Source organism: Ectobacillus sp. OTK (assembly GCF_059698935.1).
This window is the reverse complement of sequence record NZ_AP048547.1, coordinates 1,875,916-1,893,550: the sequence shown is the minus strand read 5'-3', so window position 1 is coordinate 1,893,550 and position 17,635 is coordinate 1,875,916. Positions and strand designations below refer to the sequence as shown.

The 17,635-nt window shown below is 40.4% G+C and carries 24 protein-coding genes and 1 riboswitch; of the genes, 8 read left to right on the top strand and 16 right to left on the bottom strand.

The features are described 5' to 3' along the window. Positions 1–768: 768 nt before the first annotated feature. The gene (locus AC6HZ4_RS09230) at positions 769–1,611 is read right to left on the bottom strand and encodes an SPFH domain-containing protein (RefSeq protein ID WP_497494685.1); all 843 of its coding nucleotides are present in this window, start codon (positions 1,609–1,611) and stop codon (positions 769–771) included. 142 nt (positions 1,612–1,753) lie between these two features. Between AC6HZ4_RS09230 and AC6HZ4_RS09225 the strand changes: the two genes are divergently transcribed. Continuing rightward, entirely contained in the window at positions 1,754–1,942 is a 189-nt protein-coding gene (locus tag AC6HZ4_RS09225; RefSeq protein ID WP_497494684.1) for a hypothetical protein, read from the top strand. Positions 1,943–2,005: 63 nt separating this feature from the next. Here the strand turns inward: AC6HZ4_RS09225 and AC6HZ4_RS09220 are convergent, their stop codons facing one another. From AC6HZ4_RS09220 to AC6HZ4_RS09205, 4 genes are all read right to left on the bottom strand, one after another. Continuing rightward, entirely contained in the window at positions 2,006–2,356 is a 351-nt protein-coding gene (locus AC6HZ4_RS09220; protein WP_497494683.1) for a hypothetical protein, read from the bottom strand. Between the two features lie 68 nt (positions 2,357–2,424). Next, positions 2,425–2,619 carry a protein YkzS gene (gene ykzS, locus AC6HZ4_RS09215; RefSeq protein ID WP_497494682.1) on the bottom strand — a complete coding sequence of 65 codons (195 nt, stop codon included), beginning with the start codon at positions 2,617–2,619 and terminating at the stop codon, positions 2,425–2,427. Positions 2,620–3,077: 458 nt separating this feature from the next. Continuing rightward, a complete protein-coding gene (locus tag AC6HZ4_RS09210; protein ID WP_497494681.1) occupies positions 3,078–3,692 on the bottom strand; it encodes a histidine phosphatase family protein in 615 nt (204 codons plus the stop codon). A gap of 205 nt (positions 3,693–3,897) precedes the next feature. Next, on the bottom strand, positions 3,898–4,101 hold the full coding sequence (locus tag AC6HZ4_RS09205) for a YxzE family protein (protein ID WP_497494680.1): 204 nt from the start codon (positions 4,099–4,101) through the stop codon (positions 3,898–3,900). A 307-nt stretch (positions 4,102–4,408) separates the two neighbouring features. On the opposite strand from AC6HZ4_RS09205, the gene AC6HZ4_RS09200 reads away from it, so the two are divergent. After that, positions 4,409–4,594, top strand: coding sequence for a YkvS family protein (locus AC6HZ4_RS09200; protein ID WP_497494679.1), 186 nt, complete (start codon positions 4,409–4,411; stop codon positions 4,592–4,594). Between the two features lie 119 nt (positions 4,595–4,713). On the opposite strand, the gene queF is transcribed toward AC6HZ4_RS09200, so the two are convergent. From queF to queC, 4 genes are all read right to left on the bottom strand, one after another. Next, entirely contained in the window at positions 4,714–5,211 is a 498-nt protein-coding gene (gene queF / locus AC6HZ4_RS09195) for a preQ(1) synthase (protein ID WP_497494678.1), read from the bottom strand. A 149-nt stretch (positions 5,212–5,360) separates the two neighbouring features. Next, the gene (gene queE, locus AC6HZ4_RS09190) at positions 5,361–6,077 is read right to left on the bottom strand and encodes a 7-carboxy-7-deazaguanine synthase QueE (protein ID WP_497494677.1); all 717 of its coding nucleotides are present in this window, start codon (positions 6,075–6,077) and stop codon (positions 5,361–5,363) included. Beyond that, positions 6,070–6,561: a 6-carboxytetrahydropterin synthase QueD gene (queD, locus tag AC6HZ4_RS09185; protein ID WP_497494676.1), complete on the bottom strand. Its 492-nt coding sequence runs from the start codon at positions 6,559–6,561 to the stop codon at positions 6,070–6,072. The genes queE and queD overlap by 8 nt, the downstream gene beginning before the upstream one ends. After that, the gene (queC, locus tag AC6HZ4_RS09180; RefSeq protein ID WP_497494675.1) at positions 6,561–7,223 is read right to left on the bottom strand and encodes a 7-cyano-7-deazaguanine synthase QueC; all 663 of its coding nucleotides are present in this window, start codon (positions 7,221–7,223) and stop codon (positions 6,561–6,563) included. The genes queD and queC overlap by 1 nt, the downstream gene beginning before the upstream one ends. Positions 7,224–7,321: 98 nt before the next feature. Further along, positions 7,322–7,365, bottom strand: a riboswitch (PreQ1 riboswitch). A 244-nt stretch (positions 7,366–7,609) separates the two neighbouring features. Between queC and AC6HZ4_RS09175 the strand changes: the two genes are divergently transcribed. Then, positions 7,610–8,830, top strand: coding sequence for an ATP-binding protein (locus tag AC6HZ4_RS09175; RefSeq protein WP_497495655.1), 1,221 nt, complete (start codon positions 7,610–7,612; stop codon positions 8,828–8,830). 316 nt (positions 8,831–9,146) lie between these two features. Here AC6HZ4_RS09175 and AC6HZ4_RS09170 read toward each other — a convergent pair whose 3' ends face one another. Continuing rightward, entirely contained in the window at positions 9,147–9,263 is a 117-nt protein-coding gene (locus AC6HZ4_RS09170) for a DUF6254 family protein (RefSeq protein ID WP_497494674.1), read from the bottom strand. Positions 9,264–9,614: 351 nt separating this feature from the next. Here AC6HZ4_RS09170 and AC6HZ4_RS09165 point away from each other — a divergent pair, with 351 nt between their 5' ends. Next, positions 9,615–9,923 (top strand): hypothetical protein, encoded by a 309-nt coding sequence (locus AC6HZ4_RS09165; protein ID WP_497494673.1) that lies wholly within the window; start codon positions 9,615–9,617, stop codon positions 9,921–9,923. A gap of 73 nt (positions 9,924–9,996) precedes the next feature. Here AC6HZ4_RS09165 and AC6HZ4_RS09160 read toward each other — a convergent pair whose 3' ends face one another. Beyond that, entirely contained in the window at positions 9,997–10,284 is a 288-nt protein-coding gene (locus AC6HZ4_RS09160) for an aspartyl-phosphate phosphatase Spo0E family protein (RefSeq protein WP_497494672.1), read from the bottom strand. Between the two features lie 326 nt (positions 10,285–10,610). Here AC6HZ4_RS09160 and AC6HZ4_RS09155 point away from each other — a divergent pair, with 326 nt between their 5' ends. Next, positions 10,611–11,354 (top strand): divergent polysaccharide deacetylase family protein, encoded by a 744-nt coding sequence (locus tag AC6HZ4_RS09155; RefSeq protein ID WP_497495654.1) that lies wholly within the window; start codon positions 10,611–10,613, stop codon positions 11,352–11,354. 188 nt (positions 11,355–11,542) lie between these two features. Here the strand turns inward: AC6HZ4_RS09155 and AC6HZ4_RS09150 are convergent, their stop codons facing one another. Next, positions 11,543–12,172 carry a class II aldolase/adducin family protein gene (locus AC6HZ4_RS09150; RefSeq protein WP_497494671.1) on the bottom strand — a complete coding sequence of 210 codons (630 nt, stop codon included), beginning with the start codon at positions 12,170–12,172 and terminating at the stop codon, positions 11,543–11,545. A gap of 183 nt (positions 12,173–12,355) precedes the next feature. After that, the gene (locus tag AC6HZ4_RS09145; protein ID WP_497494670.1) at positions 12,356–12,490 is read right to left on the bottom strand and encodes a hypothetical protein; all 135 of its coding nucleotides are present in this window, start codon (positions 12,488–12,490) and stop codon (positions 12,356–12,358) included. A 160-nt stretch (positions 12,491–12,650) separates the two neighbouring features. Between AC6HZ4_RS09145 and AC6HZ4_RS09140 the strand changes: the two genes are divergently transcribed. Continuing rightward, entirely contained in the window at positions 12,651–14,417 is a 1,767-nt protein-coding gene (locus AC6HZ4_RS09140) for a B12-binding domain-containing radical SAM protein (RefSeq protein ID WP_497494669.1), read from the top strand. A 166-nt stretch (positions 14,418–14,583) separates the two neighbouring features. Beyond that, positions 14,584–14,805, top strand: coding sequence for a TM2 domain-containing protein (locus AC6HZ4_RS09135; RefSeq protein ID WP_497494668.1), 222 nt, complete (start codon positions 14,584–14,586; stop codon positions 14,803–14,805). A gap of 51 nt (positions 14,806–14,856) precedes the next feature. On the opposite strand, the gene ykzP is transcribed toward AC6HZ4_RS09135, so the two are convergent. Then, a complete protein-coding gene (gene ykzP / locus AC6HZ4_RS09130) occupies positions 14,857–15,024 on the bottom strand; it encodes a protein YkzP (RefSeq protein ID WP_165350754.1) in 168 nt (55 codons plus the stop codon). Between the two features lie 134 nt (positions 15,025–15,158). On the opposite strand from ykzP, the gene AC6HZ4_RS09125 reads away from it, so the two are divergent. Then, a complete protein-coding gene (locus AC6HZ4_RS09125) occupies positions 15,159–15,503 on the top strand; it encodes a DUF3905 domain-containing protein (protein WP_497494667.1) in 345 nt (114 codons plus the stop codon). 194 nt (positions 15,504–15,697) lie between these two features. Here AC6HZ4_RS09125 and phaC read toward each other — a convergent pair whose 3' ends face one another. Next, positions 15,698–16,783, bottom strand: a complete 1,086-nt coding sequence (gene phaC, locus AC6HZ4_RS09120; RefSeq protein ID WP_497494666.1) for a class III poly(R)-hydroxyalkanoic acid synthase subunit PhaC — start codon at positions 16,781–16,783, stop codon at positions 15,698–15,700. 64 nt (positions 16,784–16,847) lie between these two features. Next, entirely contained in the window at positions 16,848–17,591 is a 744-nt protein-coding gene (gene phbB / locus AC6HZ4_RS09115) for an acetoacetyl-CoA reductase (RefSeq protein ID WP_497494665.1), read from the bottom strand. Between the last annotated feature and the right edge of the window lie 44 nt (positions 17,592–17,635).

The window sequence follows — 17,635 nt, the reverse complement described above, 5'->3', positions numbered from 1 at the left end:
TCAAGACAAGCGACAAATTAAATTACGCTATACATATGAGAGGAAAGAAAGGGCACTAAGGAAGGTGTGGGGGCATGAAATTAGGAGGTAAGCGGGATAAACAGTCTGAACATGGCTGGCATGTTTTTATACAAAAAAAAGAAAGCCTCTTGGGACCCGAGAGGCTTGGCTGCTTTGTTTCTCGCGCATGCTTTGAGTTTTACGGGGTTTAGCCGATGAGCTTTCGCGCGGACAAGCGCACTACATCATAAAGTTTGTGTTTTGCCCTAAGGCATTGTGTCCCATGGAACAAGGTACCGCCCGGATACTACCTCGTTTTCTTCTCTCCTTTCTGCTGCCTGCGGTTTTGTATCTAGAGGAATTCTACAAAGAAATGATTTTTTTGTAAAATCATGTCCAGTGGATCTGTACAAGTATTTGTAGCAGAATTGTTACAAATGTCATATATTCGAAAGAGCGGACTTCTTTACATAATACGTTTACGAGACTATTATTTCCCGTCAATATTCTAGTTTCCCCGGGAAATAATATATATTTTTCGAGGGAAATGCCCTTTTCCCTTTAAAAATGTAGACAAATTCCTTTTATAAAGGTACAAAATAAAGCATTTTTGAAGTTTGATTCACCAAACAAAAAAAGATCTGATTGTTACAAATACCTTATAAATATTTCAAACAGCTAACATTTTTCGTTCCAGCCTATTGAGATTAGGAAGCCAAAATAGCTGCATGATACAAAATGGCATTCTCGATTCATCTTAAGGAGGGCTTATTTCACTGCTCCAGCATTCATTACCGGCTGCGTTCCTTTTTCCGATACAATCGCAACCATCAGATTACTTACCATTTGTGCCTTCATTTCTTCACTCAGCTGTACGACTTGTCTTTGATCCAGCTGTTCAAGAGCAGCCTCAACCATTCCAACTGCACCCTCCACAATTTTTTGACGAGCAGCCACGACAGCTGTTGCCTGTTGGCGCTGCAGCATAGCATTTGCGATTTCAGGAGCATAGGCTAAATGGGTGAGGCGTGCCTCTATTACCGTCACACCGGATACATTTAACCGCTCCTGCAGCTCACGGGCCAGCTCCTCTGCGATTTCCTCTGCATTTCCACGAAGCGACCATGCCTTCTCCTGGTCCGTATCATATGGATATTTTGTCGCTACATGACGAAGCGCTGTTTCACTTTGGATACGTACAAATTCTGTATAATGCTCTACATCGAACAGTGCTTTAGCTGTATCTGTTACTTTAAAAACGATAACTGCTGCAATTTCAATGGGGTTCCCATCTACATCGTTGACCTTCAGCGTATCGCTGTTAAAGTTACGCACGCGTAAGGAAACACGCTTACGAATAGATGGAATCGTAATAAAAAATCCATCTTCGCGAATGGTGCCCATGTACTTCCCGAAAAACATTACGGCCACAGAATCGTTCGGCTGCACAATTGTCAGCCCGCTCAATACGAATATAGCCAGCACAGCAGCAAAAATAAGGTACAAAGGATTGTACTGCACAATACTAAAATATGCTGCAAATATAAGAATCACAAGTAATGCCAATAATCCAATAAAGCCATTTATTTTCCATGCTGCTCGCTCTTTCACATGTATCTCCCCCTTTTTGTATCTTGGAAATCTTTACTAATTTTATGTTACAACGCTTAGTTGCTTTCAACAATCATTTTTTTAATTATTTATCTATTCTTCTTTCTTTTTTGATACACTGATTTAGAAGGGAGTGTGTACAATGAAAGACCATGAAACATGCTGGTGCTATGAGAAATATAAAGCACAGCTTCCCCCAGGGACAAAAACGGTTTGTTTTAAAGAAAAGTGTGCTAATTATCGCAAACATCAGCAAACACAATATCTAAAGGATGATCCAAAGAGGCAAAACTCGCCGACTGACGGGTTCTTGGGCGAAGATAGAGCATAATTCTTCATTACGCCGAATGAGCTTCTAGCTGGAAATTTATAATTACAGAATAAAAAAACAGCCCTACTCTGAGCTGTTTCCGCCTTCATTCTTATACTCAATGTGCAAAACATCGCTAATACGAACCGTATAATAGCTGCCGGCTAAATCTTGAATGGTTATCACATTTTCATCCTCACTTACCGCGCAAATACGTCCGTCTATATCTAAGAAGGAATCATGATGTAAAATAGTAATTGGGACATAGCGTTTACTTTTGTATGCATCAGCAAGCTGCTTTTTTAATTCCCATAAATAGCGCCCAGCTCTTTTACGCTTCGCTGGCAAAAGAATCATCCCCATAAACCGTCTTCCTTGCTCATCCTGCCACATATAATCCCAATGTGTGAGACGTTTCTGCTTAAACTCTTCCAAACTTATTCCCTCCTCATCTATTCTATAATTTCTATATCTCAGCTACAGTTATCTGTTATTGAATCATTTTAGGAACGCGGCGTCTCCATATATGTGTACACCACAATTCCCCCATGCTGGGCAATGCCGCGAAAATGCTTAAAGTCAGGTCTATTCACTAACACTTCCCGAAATGGATAAAACACCTCTTTGGTCACGACATATTCATGAAGTTCACCGCTTTTTAATTTATCTAAAATCTCATTAGCTAATGATTGATCCATATCCTTCACCTCTGCAAGTACTTATTGTACCGTTATTTCCAGAAACCGACAAGAGCCTGTTTACAAGAAAAGCGGAATTGGCCTGTTTTCATAGTAAAACAACCCGCGCGAAAGCTGTTGCAGATAAAAGCACAATTCTTCTGCATTTAAGCAGTTCCGTTTTTGTGGAGAAACATTGTAAATAACATACTAATTAGCAGACCAACAAAAGAAGATTGGATTCATTTAGGAGTAGAAAATTCACCACTTTAATCACATTGTCTAATACGGGCTTATCTTGAATATGACATATAAATTAAAACGCTTGGATATTCGTTAATCCAAGCGTTTTTTGTGTGCTAATGGTATTGTTATTTTAATCGCTATTTTTGTTGAGATTACAGTTGATTTTTATACTGTTATTTTACTTTTTCTCCACAGTATCCGAACTGCTTATTCTGCATTGGATTGCGTTTTTATTAGCCAGGTGTAAACCTCATTTTATATTCAAGCGATTTTCCTGCAAATATCTTGTGGTAACGATATGTTGTACATCCCCAATTACGGTTGTCCATCCATAAAGGTCCTGCCCAGCCTTTTTTTCTTAATTCCTTTGCAATCATAGAATTGAAGAAGACGTGTCCGATTAAGGTGACTTTATAGTCGCACAGTGCATAGCCTATCAGCAAATCAGCAGCCTGCTTGGCGCGTTGTTCTGCCTGCTTATATGATTCTTCTTTATCGCTGCAGCCTGTGAGCCAAAGCATTCGACCGAGCGTCATCCATGCTGTCGGCTTTAATTTCAGCCAAGGAAAAGTGGGCAGGCGTCCTGGTATGGATATTTCGCGAAACAAGTTATTTTGCACGAAAGAAAGCGAAGGGATTAACGCTGCTGCAGATTGGACCGCACACGCTGCATCGCTCGTAACAACTCGTTTCGCCTGGCGTGCTGCATCAGCTGTTTTGGTTGGAAATGTGCTGCTCGAAACAAGTTCTGCCTGCTTGTATTGCTCCAGCCATAAGTGAAATTCCTTTGTGTTCATAAAATAAGAAGGTATGTTGACGGGACCGTGTGTAATTAACGAGATTTGCATCTCATTCACTCTCCGTTTTTGAAAACTTCCTGTTCTTATCATACTTATAACTCTATCATATCATGCATATAAACAAACAGCGATGGTATATATACTGCGTTTCTGTGCAATCCCTTCGTTTCGCAAGCAGTTTTGCATCATGAATACCTATTGCAATGAAAATAAACAGTAAAAAACAAAAAAGACAGCATATAACAGCTGTCTGTCAGTCCCCTCCACCTCCGTCTCCGCCGCTGTCTCCACTGTCTCCGCTGTCCCAGTCATCGGACTCCTCATCGGAGGAGTCATTGTCATAATCATTTTTATAAGAAGAATCGCTATGGTGGCGCTTTCCTTTTCGTGAAGACGATGCTCCCAAAAATAGTAAGGCTATTACAACTAAAACAGCTAAAATAATCCAGACATCCATAAAATCTCTCCTTCCTGAACCAGCTCTTCACGCCGTTAAGAGTACAAGAAAATGTATGATTGATATATATTTCCTAAAAATAAAAATATTCCTTTTTGTTCTTTATACGAATCTGTATCCTGTTGTCAACATCTATTTTTTTCGACAAAAATCTTCTTTTTTCTTGACAAATGAAAAATCTTTTTTTGAAATAAGCATGAAAACATTTACAAAATAGTAAATATAGTTCAAAATAGAGAAAACAACAAAAGAGGACTACTGAGCAAGGTCTTCTGACCCAATTTTTTGTTATGAGGAGAGAGTGCATATGATTATTGCAGAAGCTGGAGATGTAGTAGAATTTAAAAATGGTTTGCAAGGGCGTGTGCAGAAGGTGAACAAAAATTCCGTCATTGTAGATATAACGATTATGAAAAACTATAGAGAATTGGATTTAGAGCCGCTTACCGTTGTTAATCACAAAAATTATAAGATTGTTGCACAGCAGGCTTAATAGTAACAGAAGAGTTTTCATCTGAGAATAAAAAGGATGGACGGAAGCTGCATATTGCGCTGCTTTCGTCCATCCTTTTGTTTTTACTATAAATACCTTTTTATTGTGAAATACTTATCTTATCGGTTATCGATTTTCTCCGGATATAAATCATGATTCATCAAACGATATTCTGCCATCTTCTCGTACTTTGTTCCTGGACGTCCATAGTTGCAGTACGGGTCGATCGAAATACCCCCGCGAGGCGTGAATTTGCCCCATACTTCGATATAACGCGGGTCCATTAATTCAATCAAATCATTCATAATAATATTCATGCAATCCTCATGAAAATCACCATGGTTGCGGAAGCTAAACAAATAGAGCTTAAGCGACTTACTTTCTACCATCTTAATATCTGGGATATAACTAATGTAGATCGTTGCGAAATCCGGTTGTCCTGTTTTCGGACAAAGACTCGTAAATTCTGGACAATTGAATTTTACGAAATAATCCCGGTTTGGATGATTATTATCAAATGTTTCTAAAATGCTTGGTGAATATTCAAATAAGTATTTTGTATTTTGATTGCCGAGCAGCGTAACATCCTGCAGCTCTTCGTCTTTACGTCCTGTCATTGTAAATCTCCCCTCTTATTTTACACTTTAAGAAAGCATGAATTTCCAGCTAAGAAGCCATTTGACGCAGCGGGAAATTTTAAGAATAAAGTATAAGTGCGACTACGCCTCTGTCTTCGCCTAGCGGCCCAGCAATCGGCGAGTTTTCTTTAAACGCCGCGCTTATTTCCCCACACTAATGCATGAAGCTGCGGCAAAACCTTTGCATCGTTCATTTCCTTGCAGCTTACCGCTTTCTCAATTAACCATTCATATTTCCGCAATAGCCGCGAAATGAGCAGCGTATCATCTGCTGCGTATACATCGTCATTACCGACTTGCAAAAAGAACGGAATGTGCGGGTAACGCGCGTGCACGTCTTTTGCGTAAGTAAAATCAGTATCATCAAATACAACAACTTTAAGGCTCACGCGGCTGCCTTGTAGCTTTGTCAGCACTGTGCTAAGCATCGTAAAATCTGTCTCCATCCCCGAGCTTGGCGGCTTCGGAGACACGGTTACTTCATCAATATCTAGAAGCCAATCCTGCCATTTGCTGCCTTGTGTTTCCACTGCTGTTGTGATGCTATTTTCTTTCAATAGAAGCACAAGCTCTCCTAATGATTTTAACAAAGCAGGATTGCCTCCCGAAATCGTTACGTGCGAAAAATTATCCCCGCCGATTTGCTTCAGCTCCTGCCAGATTTCTTCTGCACTCATCTGCCGAATAGAATCCTTCGCTGTTCCGTCCCATGTAAAAGCAGAATCGCACCATGTACAACGATAATCACAGCCAGCTGTACGGACAAACATCGTCTTTTGTCCGATTACCATTCCTTCTCCTTGAATGGTTGGTCCGAATATTTCTAATACAGGAATATTAGTCAAGCTCCATCCACTCCCGTCGCATTTCAGCGTAGCTCGTTGGAGTTTCATATAAGCGGACGAATTCTACACGGGCACCTTTGTACTTTTGCTGACGATCGCCCTGCTGCAATGCTTCTTCCATTTTCTCGAAAATCCACACAACCATATTTTCCGCTGTTGTATTCATCGGTGGCAGGGTTTCATTTAAATAACGGTGGTCAAGATAGATTTCAATCTCCTGCTTCCAAATTTCCTTAATATCGCCAAAATCAATTGCCAGACCGATCTCATCTACATAGCCGCTAATGCCAAAAACAACCTTATACGTGTGGCCGTGAAGATTTTTACATTTTCCCTCGTAGCAATGCAAATGATGCGCCGCATCAAATGTAAACTCCTTGCTAACCATCACGCGTTTGTTATGGTACTTGAGCTGCTCACGGCGAATATCCTTGTCTATTTTCTGTAAATTCTCTACAATGCGAAAACCAAAAAAGTTATCCATTATGCACCCGCTCCTTTTCGTTCTGCTTCATATTCGGCTAATCCCGCTGCTCGAAGCTTACATGCTGGGCATTCCCCACAGCCATCGCCAATGATGCCGTTATAGCAAGTGAGTGTTTTTTCGCGTACGAACTCAAATGCGCCAAGTTCATCCGCCATCTTCCATGTTTGTGCCTTATTGATCCACATAAGCGGTGTATGAATTACAAACTGGTAGTCCATTGCTAAATTCAATGTCACATTCAACGATTTCACAAATACATCCCGGCAATCCGGATAGCCGCTAAAATCTGTTTCGCATACGCCTGTAACGATATGGCGCGCGCCGGCTTGTTTAGCTAAAACCGCTGCAAATGACAGGAAAAGCAAGTTGCGTCCGTCTACAAAGGTTGACGGAAGCTCTCCTTCTTTATGCTCAATATCAATATTGCCACGTGTTAACGCGTTTGGTGCCAATTGATTTAATAGACTCATATCTAGTATAGTATGCTTAACGCCAAGTTCTTCTGCGATAGAGGCTGCACATTCGATTTCTAAGCTGTGCCGTTGATTGTAATTAAACGTAACCGTCTCAACCTCCGCAAAATGCTTAAGCGCCCAAAACAAGCACGTTGTACTGTCTTGACCGCCGCTAAACACAACAACCGCTTTTTCATTCTTCATTATTCATTCTCCTTTTTCATCAAGAAAGTATACGAAGAAGAAGCGTTCTTGAACTGTCATATAGACAAAAACAAAACAATACCAAAAATAGATATTGTCGTGCCTTAGTTTTTTATAGAGGGAGTTCGCGAACCTCTCCCATGCGGTGCATGGAGTTTCTTCTGAAGTTAATCGCATATTATTCTAACATATATTTATGCTTCAAGGAAGCGTGAAAAAATGAATATATAAATTAACTGAATGTTTAATATTTTAAAAAATGTGAATTAATGGTATGATAAACGTGGTGGAATATAAAGGAGATTTTGCTTTACATAAGGGAGGTTTCTGCTCTGAAGCTGTTCATTGCCTATCTCTTTCTCAACATTCTCTTTATCATCGTTTCCATTCTTTTGTATCATTTATTTTGGATACGGAAAGGAAAGACAAGTCCTCGCTTAAATCAAACTGTTTTCCTTTCTGTTTGTATCTTTGCCACGATTGTATGTTTAACCTTCGCAGCCGAGCCGTATAAGGGGTATCTCTTTGATTTTCGCCATCTCATTCTTATCATTACCACTCTAATAGGCGGACCTGCGGCGGGCGGGATTGTTTGGAGCATCATGAGTATATACCGCTTGTTTCTAGGAGGAGACGGTGCTGTGATGGGGGTCATTTGCTCCACCGCAGCATACATATGCATGTTATGTATGTATTCTCTGTTTCAAACTTCGTCCTTCCGTAAAAAGATAGCGCTTTCAATATTGGTGAATCTTATATTTGTCTCATGGACACCCATTTTTTTAAAACATACGATTAATCCGTATGAGTACACACTGTATGTAGTAGTATATTTAATTTGCAGCACAGCTGGGACCTGTCTCATTTTATATCTGATAGAGATTTTACGCTCGCAAGTAAAGCTGCAGCAAGAGCTCATCAACATTGAAAAATTTCAGCTTATCGGTGAGATGGCTGCCTCTATCTCTCATGAAATTCGCAATCCGTTAACTTCTACCAGAGGCTTTTTGCAATTGCTGCAGTCCGATGCATGCTCGGAAGAGGAACGAAAGCTATATTTGCATACGGCTATACATGGTATTGATCAGGCAAATCATGTAATTACAGACTATCTAACATTCGCAAAGCCAAGTATTGAAACAACGCAAATGCTGCAAGTTGAAACGGAGCTAGACCATGTTATCAATCTTGTCATGCCGCTTGCCAATTTTGGCAATGTGATCATGAAGTATCACAAACCAGTCCGTCCTCTATACATCAGGGGGGAAAGACAAAAGTTTCAGCAATGTTTATTAAATATCGTGAAAAATTGTATTGAAGCTATGCCAAACGGCGGTGTATTAGATCTATCGGTTAAAGAGCTAGACGATTTCATATACATAACGATTAAAGATACCGGTATCGGAATGAACAAGGAGCAGCTCGCACGTCTTGGCTCACCTTTTTACTCCACAAAGGAAAAAGGGACAGGGCTCGGAATGATGGTCGTGTTCAGTGTTGTCAAAGCAATGAACGGAACCATCCGGATTTCTAGCCAGGTGAATGAGGGGGCCGTCTTCCATCTTTGTTTTCCCGCTGCTCATATAGAAAAACGTGATGGGGCATAATCCATCACGTTTTTTGTTTTAAGGAATAAGGCTCTTTCTAAACAATTGTTGCTGCAGGAATAAAAGAGCGTGCTTCGATACAAGCAAGAGATTATTTTCCTCTTGCAGCCGACCTCTCATTTCTGACTTCCCCTCTCTTCCCGCGATGCTGCAACACGTGCTGCTGGGAGAGAGGAAACGCAACAATATCTGCGAAAACAGCCAAGAATAAAGAAGCATGCCTTTTTAAGGTATTGTCTGGCTTTATGGACCAATAAGGCAAAAAGCATTGAGAATTGTCCGCCGCTGCAAGCAAGATGGACTGATTCCAGTTTGCTTATTTCTTACCTTCTTCCTCCGCAAGCTGCTCAAATGTTTTTACTTTTCCATGCGGTTGCTGGCTTTCTTTTCTTGTTCTCCAAAGACGTGCCTTTTGGCGTTTTTGATGAGACATTACACATCTCTCCTTACATGTTTGTTCTTTTTTAGAATGATCTATGATAAAAAGAGATATGCCTGTAAAAGCGTTCCAAGGGGCTCACCATTACAGTAATAGGTGCTTATCATCATTCCAATCATGTACAAATGATTCTTCCGCAGGCAAGGGAAAAAGAACGCCTGCAAAAGGTTATATAAAACCACATTGTACAGCTTAATTCTTTTATTACTTATGTTATAGCGAATGCAGAGGTCCTGTCTCGTGTACAAAGAATCAAACTACAAAACGATTCAAGGCTGCCATTTCTTTAAAAGCAGCTCCGTGTAAGGTTAACGTATATATATATCACGTAGAGAAATCAAAGGTATGTACAAAGTGGTTGGTGGAATATCTTGTTATTTTGTTCTTAATGACTATCATTTTTATGCATGCTCAATATATCATGCCGTAAAACAAACAAGGCTTGAACGCAGGCAAAATAAATTGCAAAAGCTCGAAACGATTGGGACACTGACAGCCTCTGCTGCCCATGAAATACACAATCCGCTAAAAGATACAGGTTTAGATCTTCTTGTATGCAGGCGTAGTGTGGAAGCATACAATGGAAACATTACAATTGTTAGCAAGGAAGGACAAGAAGCTACTGTAGATGTGCTCCTTCCCGTTGTTGAATGAGCCCCTCTCTCCTATCAAAAAAGAGAGGGGGCTTCTGAAACAGCGTTGAAAGAGGATAGAAAGGAATGTATAATTATTTCAATAATGAAGATAACATTACTGCGATGGGTGTTTTAGAAAGCTGCGCCTTTAACCTTTTAAAAAAATCTAGATTGATCAAAGCTTGGAATGAACTGGGCTTGTCCAGCTGCTCCTTATGCTTTTGATATTTTAGAATTAACATATCCAGCTCTTGGCTTACTTGCAATGTTTCTGAGCTGGCAAATCCACTTTCTAGCCCGCATGCAATCATTTCTTCACGCTTTAAATGTATGTCAAGCAGCAGCTTGTCCATTGCATGCTTTCTATTTGACTTGCACATCTGTCTCCCCCTCATCTCTCTTGCGCGTTCCTCTCACTGCACTTTGTTTGTTCTTTATATATTTTCCCTAACATTTACAAATTCTTTATCTTACTTTGAGAATTATTACAAATAATTCTATATTTGTAAATACATTCGCAATAATAGACATTTTTTTCTCTCTATTTTTTTTGTTTTTCTTTAAAACCCACTGCTTTCAATGTCTAAATCTTTTTGCATATGATTGATTCAGGCATTTATCCGATTATTTTCGTCATAAATCGCAAAACATAACAAAAAGCTAACCATAATCAAAAAGGGTGTTACATATGAAAAAGTGGATCTTGATGTGTTTTGCTGCCTATCTTATGTTCCTTCCGTCAGCTGCAGCTGCAGAAAATCATAAGTTAGCGATCGTTATTGATGATTTCGGCAACAATATGAAAGGAACGGAGCAAATGCTCTCACTCCCAATTCCTCTCACAATCGCTGTGATGCCGTTTCTTCCGTCCACAAAAGAGGATGCTAAAGCAGCTCATCAAAAAGGGTATGAGGTTATCATTCATATGCCGATGGAGCCTATTAGAGGAAAGAAAAGCTGGCTAGGTCCGAATGCGATTACAACAGACTTAAGTGATGAAGAAATTCGCAAACGCGTGGAGCTTGCAGTGGCAGATGTTCCGCATGCTGCGGGAATGAACAATCATATGGGGTCAAAGGTAACAGCAGATGAACGAGTGATGCGTATCATCCTATCTGTTTGCAAAAAATATGGCCTGTTTTATTTAGACAGTAAAACAAATTCAAAAAGTGTTGTCAAAAAAGTTGCAAAAGAACTTGATGTTCCAGTGATTGAAAATCATTTATTTTTTGATGACATCTATACGTCATCACATATTACAAAACAAGCAAATCTCCTGCTAAGCAGAGTAAAACAGGAACCCGTTACAGTTGCAATTGGACATGTCGGACCGCCTGGGGAGATTACCTCTAGCGTGATTCGCTCTAGCATCCCAAGTCTCAAGGAACATGCTAAATTTGTATTCCTCTCTCAGCTTGTGCAGCAGCGCCCCTTGCTTCCCTTGCATTAAGAAGAAATCCAGGATCTCAACAACCGCAACTCAAATGAAAGAGGTCTTCCTCTCTCATTTGAGTGTGGGTTATCTAATAAATGAAGCATTTCTTTAAAAATAAAACGCTTACATTTATTCTGTAGGGCAAATGCGCCATTTGCAGTAAGAAACACTCATCGGCCTGAAATCTAAGGAGTGTTGTTCTGTCAAATGACAGAACTTCGCGCTCCTTTAATCATGAGAAGCTTCACGTGGTAATTCATTAAATACTCAAGCCCTTCTAACCATTTCTTCGTTTCCTCTGGCGAAGCAGCCCAGACGATTAATCCATAGTCATGTACGAGAACTGCACCACGCTCAGGAGTAAATGCACTTGTTTCTCCATTTAGCAGCTCAATGAATTGCTGCTCATTATCAACAATAGGCACGGTAATATTCTCAATACCTTCTTTTCCAAATACGCGGCTTACGTTCTTTTCTTCAAATGTTACTTCCCGTTGCTGACTATATAGCTCTGAAACGAGATGGCTATCTACAGTTTGTACCTGTAAAATACAATCGGCAGCTGTTTGTTTATAGATATGTGCGTGAAGAGGAGATTCTGAGGCTGGTTGCTCTTCCAGCTGAAAGACTGGCTCGCAGGAAGCATTCACTACAATAAAGTCATCTTCGGAAAAAATCCCTTTATCTTTTCCTTCTATATTTACTAGAAATGTAAGTGGATCCTCGGAAACTCTCATAGACATACTAATCTTTGTACCATAAAACCAATCCCGCAAGGCTAGTTCCATCTTAATATCCCGCAGTTCCTTCCATTTTCTTAAGAAAAATAACATTCTTTCACCCCCGTGTAATCTTGCATTCTTTACTTGATTTGTTCATTACAGTCGGCTATATATGAACGTTCATTCCTTTGAAATTGTTTGATAATTCTTAAAATTTAATCAAATTATCACATGAAAATAACTGTTTTGTCAATAACTTTTCTACATGTTCTGTAAGTTTATTCCAATAACTTTTTATGAAAAATACTTATTCTTCTTGTTCTTGTGAAGCGTATCGATAATTTGCTGTTTCTCTTTTTCAGATATGATATGAAGCTTTTTCAACAAATGTGCATACCACTCTGTTTTCCCGTTCGTTCGCTTATTCATGTTCGTCCCCCTCTTTCCTTAAGTCAACTTTTTTTCTCTTGGTAAATTATATGATGAAAGTGCAGGAATGTGTACAGTCTCCATTGAGTTTTCTTTGGAGTATGCCTATACTAGGAGAGTGTCTACACTATGACTAAAAATAGATTTGAGGTTCAAACAAATGAAGATTGTTGTAAGTACATTAAATGCAAAATATATTCATACAAATTTAGCCCTGCGTTATTTAAAAGCATATGCAGCACCGGAATTTGACTTAGAAATGGCAGAATATACGATTAAAGATCCAGCAATGAACATCGTGACAGATTTATATCGGCGCCAGCCTGACGTAATCGGCTTCAGCTGCTATATTTGGAATATAGAGGAAACCATTCAAGTTATTCAAATGCTGAAAAAAATCAATCCCAGCCTTATTGTGTTTATTGGCGGGCCAGAAGTAAGCTACGACACAAAATATTGGTTAGAGCGCATTCCAGAAGTCGACTTTATTATTATTGGCGAGGGTGAGGCTTCTGTAAAAAAATTGCTTTTTGAAATCCAAGGAAACAAGCAATACGAAACGCTCGATGGCATCGGTTTTGTAAAGGAGGATGGAACATATGTAATCAAGCCGCAGCGTGAAAAGCTCGACTTAAAAACAATTCCATCACCGTACCGCTTTCCTGAGGATATTCCGCATCTCAGTAAGCGCGTCACTTATATTGAGACAAGCCGCGGCTGTCCGTTTAGCTGTCAGTTTTGTCTTTCTTCTATTGAAACAGGTGTTCGTTATTTTGACCGCGAACGCATTAAGGACGATATCCGTTACTTAATGAAACATGGTGCGAGAGTAATTAAGTTCGTAGACCGCACCTTTAATATTAGCCGCAGCTATGCGATGGATATGTTTCGATTTTTAATTGATGAGCATCTTCCGGGCACTGTATTTCAATTTGAAATTACAGCGGACATTATGCGCCCCGAGGTCATTGAATTTCTAAATCAGGAGGCGCCTCCAGGGCTGTTTCGCTTTGAAATCGGCGTGCAATCAACCAATGATCGTACAAATGATCTTGTCATGAGACGTCAAAACTTTGAAAAACTCACTCGTACTGTGACGATGGTGAAAAACGGCGGAAAAATTGATCAGCATTTAGATCTAATTGCCGGCTTGCCGGAGGAGAACTATGACTCCTTCAAAAAGACGTTTAACGATGTGTTCGCACTCCGTCCAGAAGAACTGCAATTAGGCTTTTTAAAGATGCTGCGCGGCACTGGTCTGCGAATTCGCGCTAAAGATCACAGCTACGTATATATGGATCATGCTCCTTATGAAATTCTTGGAAACAATGTACTTCCATTTGATGATATTGTTCGCATTAAGCAAGTGGAGGACGTATTGGAGAAATACTGGAATGCCCATCGTATGGATCGTACGCTTGAATATCTTGTGTCAAATACCTTTGAGACGCCATTTGACTTTTTCCAACAGTTCGGTTCTTATTGGGACAAACAGGGGTGGGTGCGCATTGGTCACCAGCTTGAGGATTTATTCAAGCGGCTGTATCAATTTTTAGAAGAAACAGAGGCCCCGCAGCTTGATGTAATCCAAGGATTAATGAAGGCTGACTATCTACAAGGACATAAGTATCGTCCGCGCAAGCCATGGTGGGATGAAATTGTCTCAAAAGAACAGCTCTCGCTCTGCTATAAAACTATTTTGGAGCGTCCATCTCTTTTAGGCGAAGAGTTTGCTTCTCTTGCCTTGACGGAAAAAGAGCTGTATAAGCATACAATTCTAGAGTTTGTACCGTTTGACTTTGCGAGCTTTGAGGAGACAGGTGCAATTATCATGAAGCCGTCCCTTTTACTAGCCTATTTCAATCCGAAAACATTGCAATGTACCATCTACTCTGCTCCTGCCCATCTTGCTGTAGCGGCAAACTAGGAATTGTTCTGAGGCTTAGGATATGAATCCCCCGCCTGCAGAATAGCTTTACAAAAATGCCTTGGGTCATTAGAAGAATTTTCCGACGGAAGAAAGGAGACTATGTCCGATTTTTTTATTCTGATTCTTTTCCTTTCCTCATAGAGTAAGGGAGGGAGGGATGAAGATGAACGTATCGGAACGCAAATCCTTCGGTTTAGCAATTTTGATATGGTTTTTTCTCGGTGGTATTGGAGGACATCGCATTTATATAAAGGAAAAAATAAGTGTGATTCTCTGGTATTGGCTCGTTTGTATGATTACATTTGGCATCATTTGGCTCGTGGATGTCTTTTTAATTAAAAGGTGGATTGACGAAGCCAATCGGATGCATAAAGCCTCTCTTTAGGTGAAAATAGGACTAACCTTAAATGGTTAGTCCTATTTTCATTACAGGGATTTACAATTCAGAGGAAGAATTCTTTTTTCCCTTTTTTGAATTACGATTCGCATATTTGGCCACGTTTTCACTCGCGAACTCCATTGCCATTTGCCCTCCAGGTAAGCTTTCCTTCGGTGTTTGATTGTTTGTTGAAGCTGCATTGTAGCCTACTTTGCGTTTGACCATTTGTGTTCCCTCCATAAATAAGCTGTACGCTTAGTATGAAGCAAACCTTCTTGTCTATGAGTGGCAACTTTTAACGCTCAGCAAAAGAAGAGACGGCGGGTACAATAGTAACAAAAAGAAAAGGAGTATGCACTATGAAGGATCCAAAGCTTTCTTCGCCAATTTTAGATGAAACGATTCCCCATCAAGCAGGCTTTCCTTCTTTTAAGGGAACGGGGATTAAAATGGAGCCTCCTTTTATAAACAAGTACGGGGTTGTAATTGGAGACAGCAAATATAATTCAGAGAATAGTCCGCTCAATAACTGGAGCGAGGATACGGATCCGGCCATTATGTCAGGAGATGAATGGGTTCATCCAACTAATGATATCGGCTGGATTGCTCCGGAAAACCAAGAGCTGCTTGAAAAGGAACGAGAGCCGAAGCATGGTAAAAACAGTGATGTATTTATGCATCCTCAGCGCGGCATAAATGATTAAGAAAAGTTAAAGGTTTCGAGGCTGGACAGCTGATTTGAAAAGCTAGCTTCCTCTACGGTTCCTCTATAAAGCGCAAAAAGCAGCCCCTCTTTAAAAAACGGGCTGCTTTTATCTTACACTTTAGGAAGTTTTAAGAATAAAGTGAAACTACGCCTCTGTCTTCGCCTAACGGCTCGCCAATCGGCGGGTTTTCTTTATTGGGAACGTTTTTCAAGCCAATCCCCAATCGTTGGATACGTTTGCTTGACTGCTGTGCCTCCGTATACGATGGACACATGCCCTGTAGGAATGGAAACATATTCCTTATCAGTGCTGGAAATATGCTCAAGCAATGCTTCTACCTGGCAAGGAAGAGCGATATGATCACGCTGCGCTGAAAGATTCAGCACATTTGCTTTAATATTTTCAAGCTTTACCTCTTGACCGCGAATAACAAGCTCACCTTTTACCAATTTATTGTTTTGGTAAAACTCGCGAATCCATTGACGATAAGCCTCGCCAGGGAACGGAGTGCCGTCGCCTACCCACTTTTGCATAAGCTTCCAGCTTTCTACAAAGCGTTGGTTATCAGAGCGGTCAAACAAACTTACGTAAGGTCCAGCGAAGTTTGTAATCGGCTTTAGCATCTTATTTCCAAAATCGATCATTTCTGCTGGAATGTTGCCTAATGTATCCACTGCTTTATCAAGATTAAAGTAGCGCTCATCAAGTACTACGCCGTATAATCCTGTATCAGAGAAGTCAAACGGACTTGTCATGAATACTAAATTACGAATCGGCATATGCGGGTGCAAAGCAGCATAGATGGCTGTCATTGTTCCGCCCATGCAATAGCCAAGAAGGGAGATATCATCCGCTTTGGAAATACGAAGAACCTTTTTAACTGCTTTCGCAATATAGTCCATAACAAAGTCGTCGAATTTCAGGTGACTATCCTCAGGTCCGAATGTGCCCCAATCGAGCAAATATACATCAAAACCGCGGTCTACCAAATATTCGACGAGACTGCTGCCAGGTGTTAAATCCATTATATACGGTTTGTTAATTAACGCATAAATGAGCAAGAGAGGAGTAGCGTGTGTGTTCTCTTGCTTGCGAACGTAACGATATAGCTTTGCTTTATTTTTTGTCCAAACAACTTCTTTGGGAGTAAGCCCAACTTGCGGCTCTGCTTCGCGATATAAAACCTCAGTTGCCCGCTTAAAGCGATTATATGCGCTTTTATATTCTTCAGGATAAAAATCGAGCTGTTTTTCCCACTCGGTTAACATGGATGCCATTTCGGTTTCCTCCTTCTCTTTAAAAGGAGGTGCATGATACATGCACCTCCGAACATACCGAAAATTACATGTACAAGCCGCCGTTAATATTTAATTGCTGTCCTGTTACATATGCACCATCGCGGCATAGGTATAGAACACCATTTGCGATTTCTTCGGCTGATCCTAAACGTTTTTTCGGGATTTTAGCAACGATTTGATCTAATACGTTTTGCGGGATTTCCGCAACCATATCTGTTTCAATAAAGCCAGGGCAAATTGCGTTAACGGTTACATTCGTTCTCGCAAGCTCAAGCGCCAATGATTTTGTAAAACCAATCATACCCGCTTTTGCAGCAGAGTAGTTTGTTTGTCCGAATCCACCAGCTTGACCGATGATAGATGAAATATTAATGATTCGGCCGTTATCAGACTCCGTTATGTAAGGAAGAGCTGCGCTGACCGTATTGTACACGCTGCTTAAGTTTACATCGATTACTTGATCCCAGTCCTCGCGGCTAAGCTTCTTGAATGTACGGTCTCTTGTGATACCGGCATTGTTAACAAGAATATCTACTTTACCAAAGCGTTGTACAGTTTCTTCTACAAGACGTTTAGCATCTTCTAATTTAGAAACATCAGCTTGAGATGCGTAAGCTTCGCATCCTTGCTCTGCTAATTCGTTTACTAATGCTTCTGCTGCTGTTGCACTGCTGTTATAATTGATGACAACTTTTACCCCTTGTTTAGCAAGCGCTTCTGTAATCGCTTTACCGATCCCTTTCGCGCCACCTGTTACGATTGCTACTTTGCCATCTAACTGAACCATTTTCATTTCCCCCTAATATGATATAACGTAGTTGTTTGTATAGA

What these genes read in the sequence shown, in the direction of transcription:
- AC6HZ4_RS09225 (WP_497494684.1), top strand. Translation starts at nt 1,754, where the DNA reads ATGAAAGACCATGAAACATGCTGGTGCTATGAGAAATATAAAGCACAG.
- ykzS (WP_497494682.1), bottom strand. Translation starts at nt 2,619, where the DNA reads ATGGATCAATCATTAGCTAATGAGATTTTAGATAAATTAAAAAGCGGT.
- AC6HZ4_RS09210 (WP_497494681.1), bottom strand. Translation starts at nt 3,692, where the DNA reads ATGCAAATCTCGTTAATTACACACGGTCCCGTCAACATACCTTCTTAT.
- AC6HZ4_RS09205 (WP_497494680.1), bottom strand. Translation starts at nt 4,101, where the DNA reads ATGGATGTCTGGATTATTTTAGCTGTTTTAGTTGTAATAGCCTTACTA.
- AC6HZ4_RS09200 (WP_497494679.1), top strand. Translation starts at nt 4,409, where the DNA reads ATGATTATTGCAGAAGCTGGAGATGTAGTAGAATTTAAAAATGGTTTG.
- queF (WP_497494678.1), bottom strand. Translation starts at nt 5,211, where the DNA reads ATGACAGGACGTAAAGACGAAGAGCTGCAGGATGTTACGCTGCTCGGC.
- queD (WP_497494676.1), bottom strand. Translation starts at nt 6,561, where the DNA reads ATGGATAACTTTTTTGGTTTTCGCATTGTAGAGAATTTACAGAAAATA.
- queC (WP_497494675.1), bottom strand. Translation starts at nt 7,223, where the DNA reads ATGAAGAATGAAAAAGCGGTTGTTGTGTTTAGCGGCGGTCAAGACAGT.
- AC6HZ4_RS09170 (WP_497494674.1), bottom strand. Translation starts at nt 9,263, where the DNA reads ATGTCTCATCAAAAACGCCAAAAGGCACGTCTTTGGAGAACAAGAAAA.
- AC6HZ4_RS09165 (WP_497494673.1), top strand. Translation starts at nt 9,615, where the DNA reads ATGTACAAAGTGGTTGGTGGAATATCTTGTTATTTTGTTCTTAATGAC.
- AC6HZ4_RS09160 (WP_497494672.1), bottom strand. Translation starts at nt 10,284, where the DNA reads ATGTGCAAGTCAAATAGAAAGCATGCAATGGACAAGCTGCTGCTTGAC.
- AC6HZ4_RS09155 (WP_497495654.1), top strand. Translation starts at nt 10,611, where the DNA reads ATGTGTTTTGCTGCCTATCTTATGTTCCTTCCGTCAGCTGCAGCTGCA.
- AC6HZ4_RS09150 (WP_497494671.1), bottom strand. Translation starts at nt 12,172, where the DNA reads ATGTTATTTTTCTTAAGAAAATGGAAGGAACTGCGGGATATTAAGATG.
- AC6HZ4_RS09145 (WP_497494670.1), bottom strand. Translation starts at nt 12,490, where the DNA reads ATGAATAAGCGAACGAACGGGAAAACAGAGTGGTATGCACATTTGTTG.
- AC6HZ4_RS09140 (WP_497494669.1), top strand. Translation starts at nt 12,651, where the DNA reads ATGAAGATTGTTGTAAGTACATTAAATGCAAAATATATTCATACAAAT.
- AC6HZ4_RS09135 (WP_497494668.1), top strand. Translation starts at nt 14,584, where the DNA reads ATGAACGTATCGGAACGCAAATCCTTCGGTTTAGCAATTTTGATATGG.
- ykzP (WP_165350754.1), bottom strand. Translation starts at nt 15,024, where the DNA reads ATGGTCAAACGCAAAGTAGGCTACAATGCAGCTTCAACAAACAATCAA.
- AC6HZ4_RS09125 (WP_497494667.1), top strand. Translation starts at nt 15,159, where the DNA reads ATGAAGGATCCAAAGCTTTCTTCGCCAATTTTAGATGAAACGATTCCC.
- phaC (WP_497494666.1), bottom strand. Translation starts at nt 16,783, where the DNA reads ATGGCATCCATGTTAACCGAGTGGGAAAAACAGCTCGATTTTTATCCT.
- phbB (WP_497494665.1), bottom strand. Translation starts at nt 17,591, where the DNA reads ATGGTTCAGTTAGATGGCAAAGTAGCAATCGTAACAGGTGGCGCGAAA.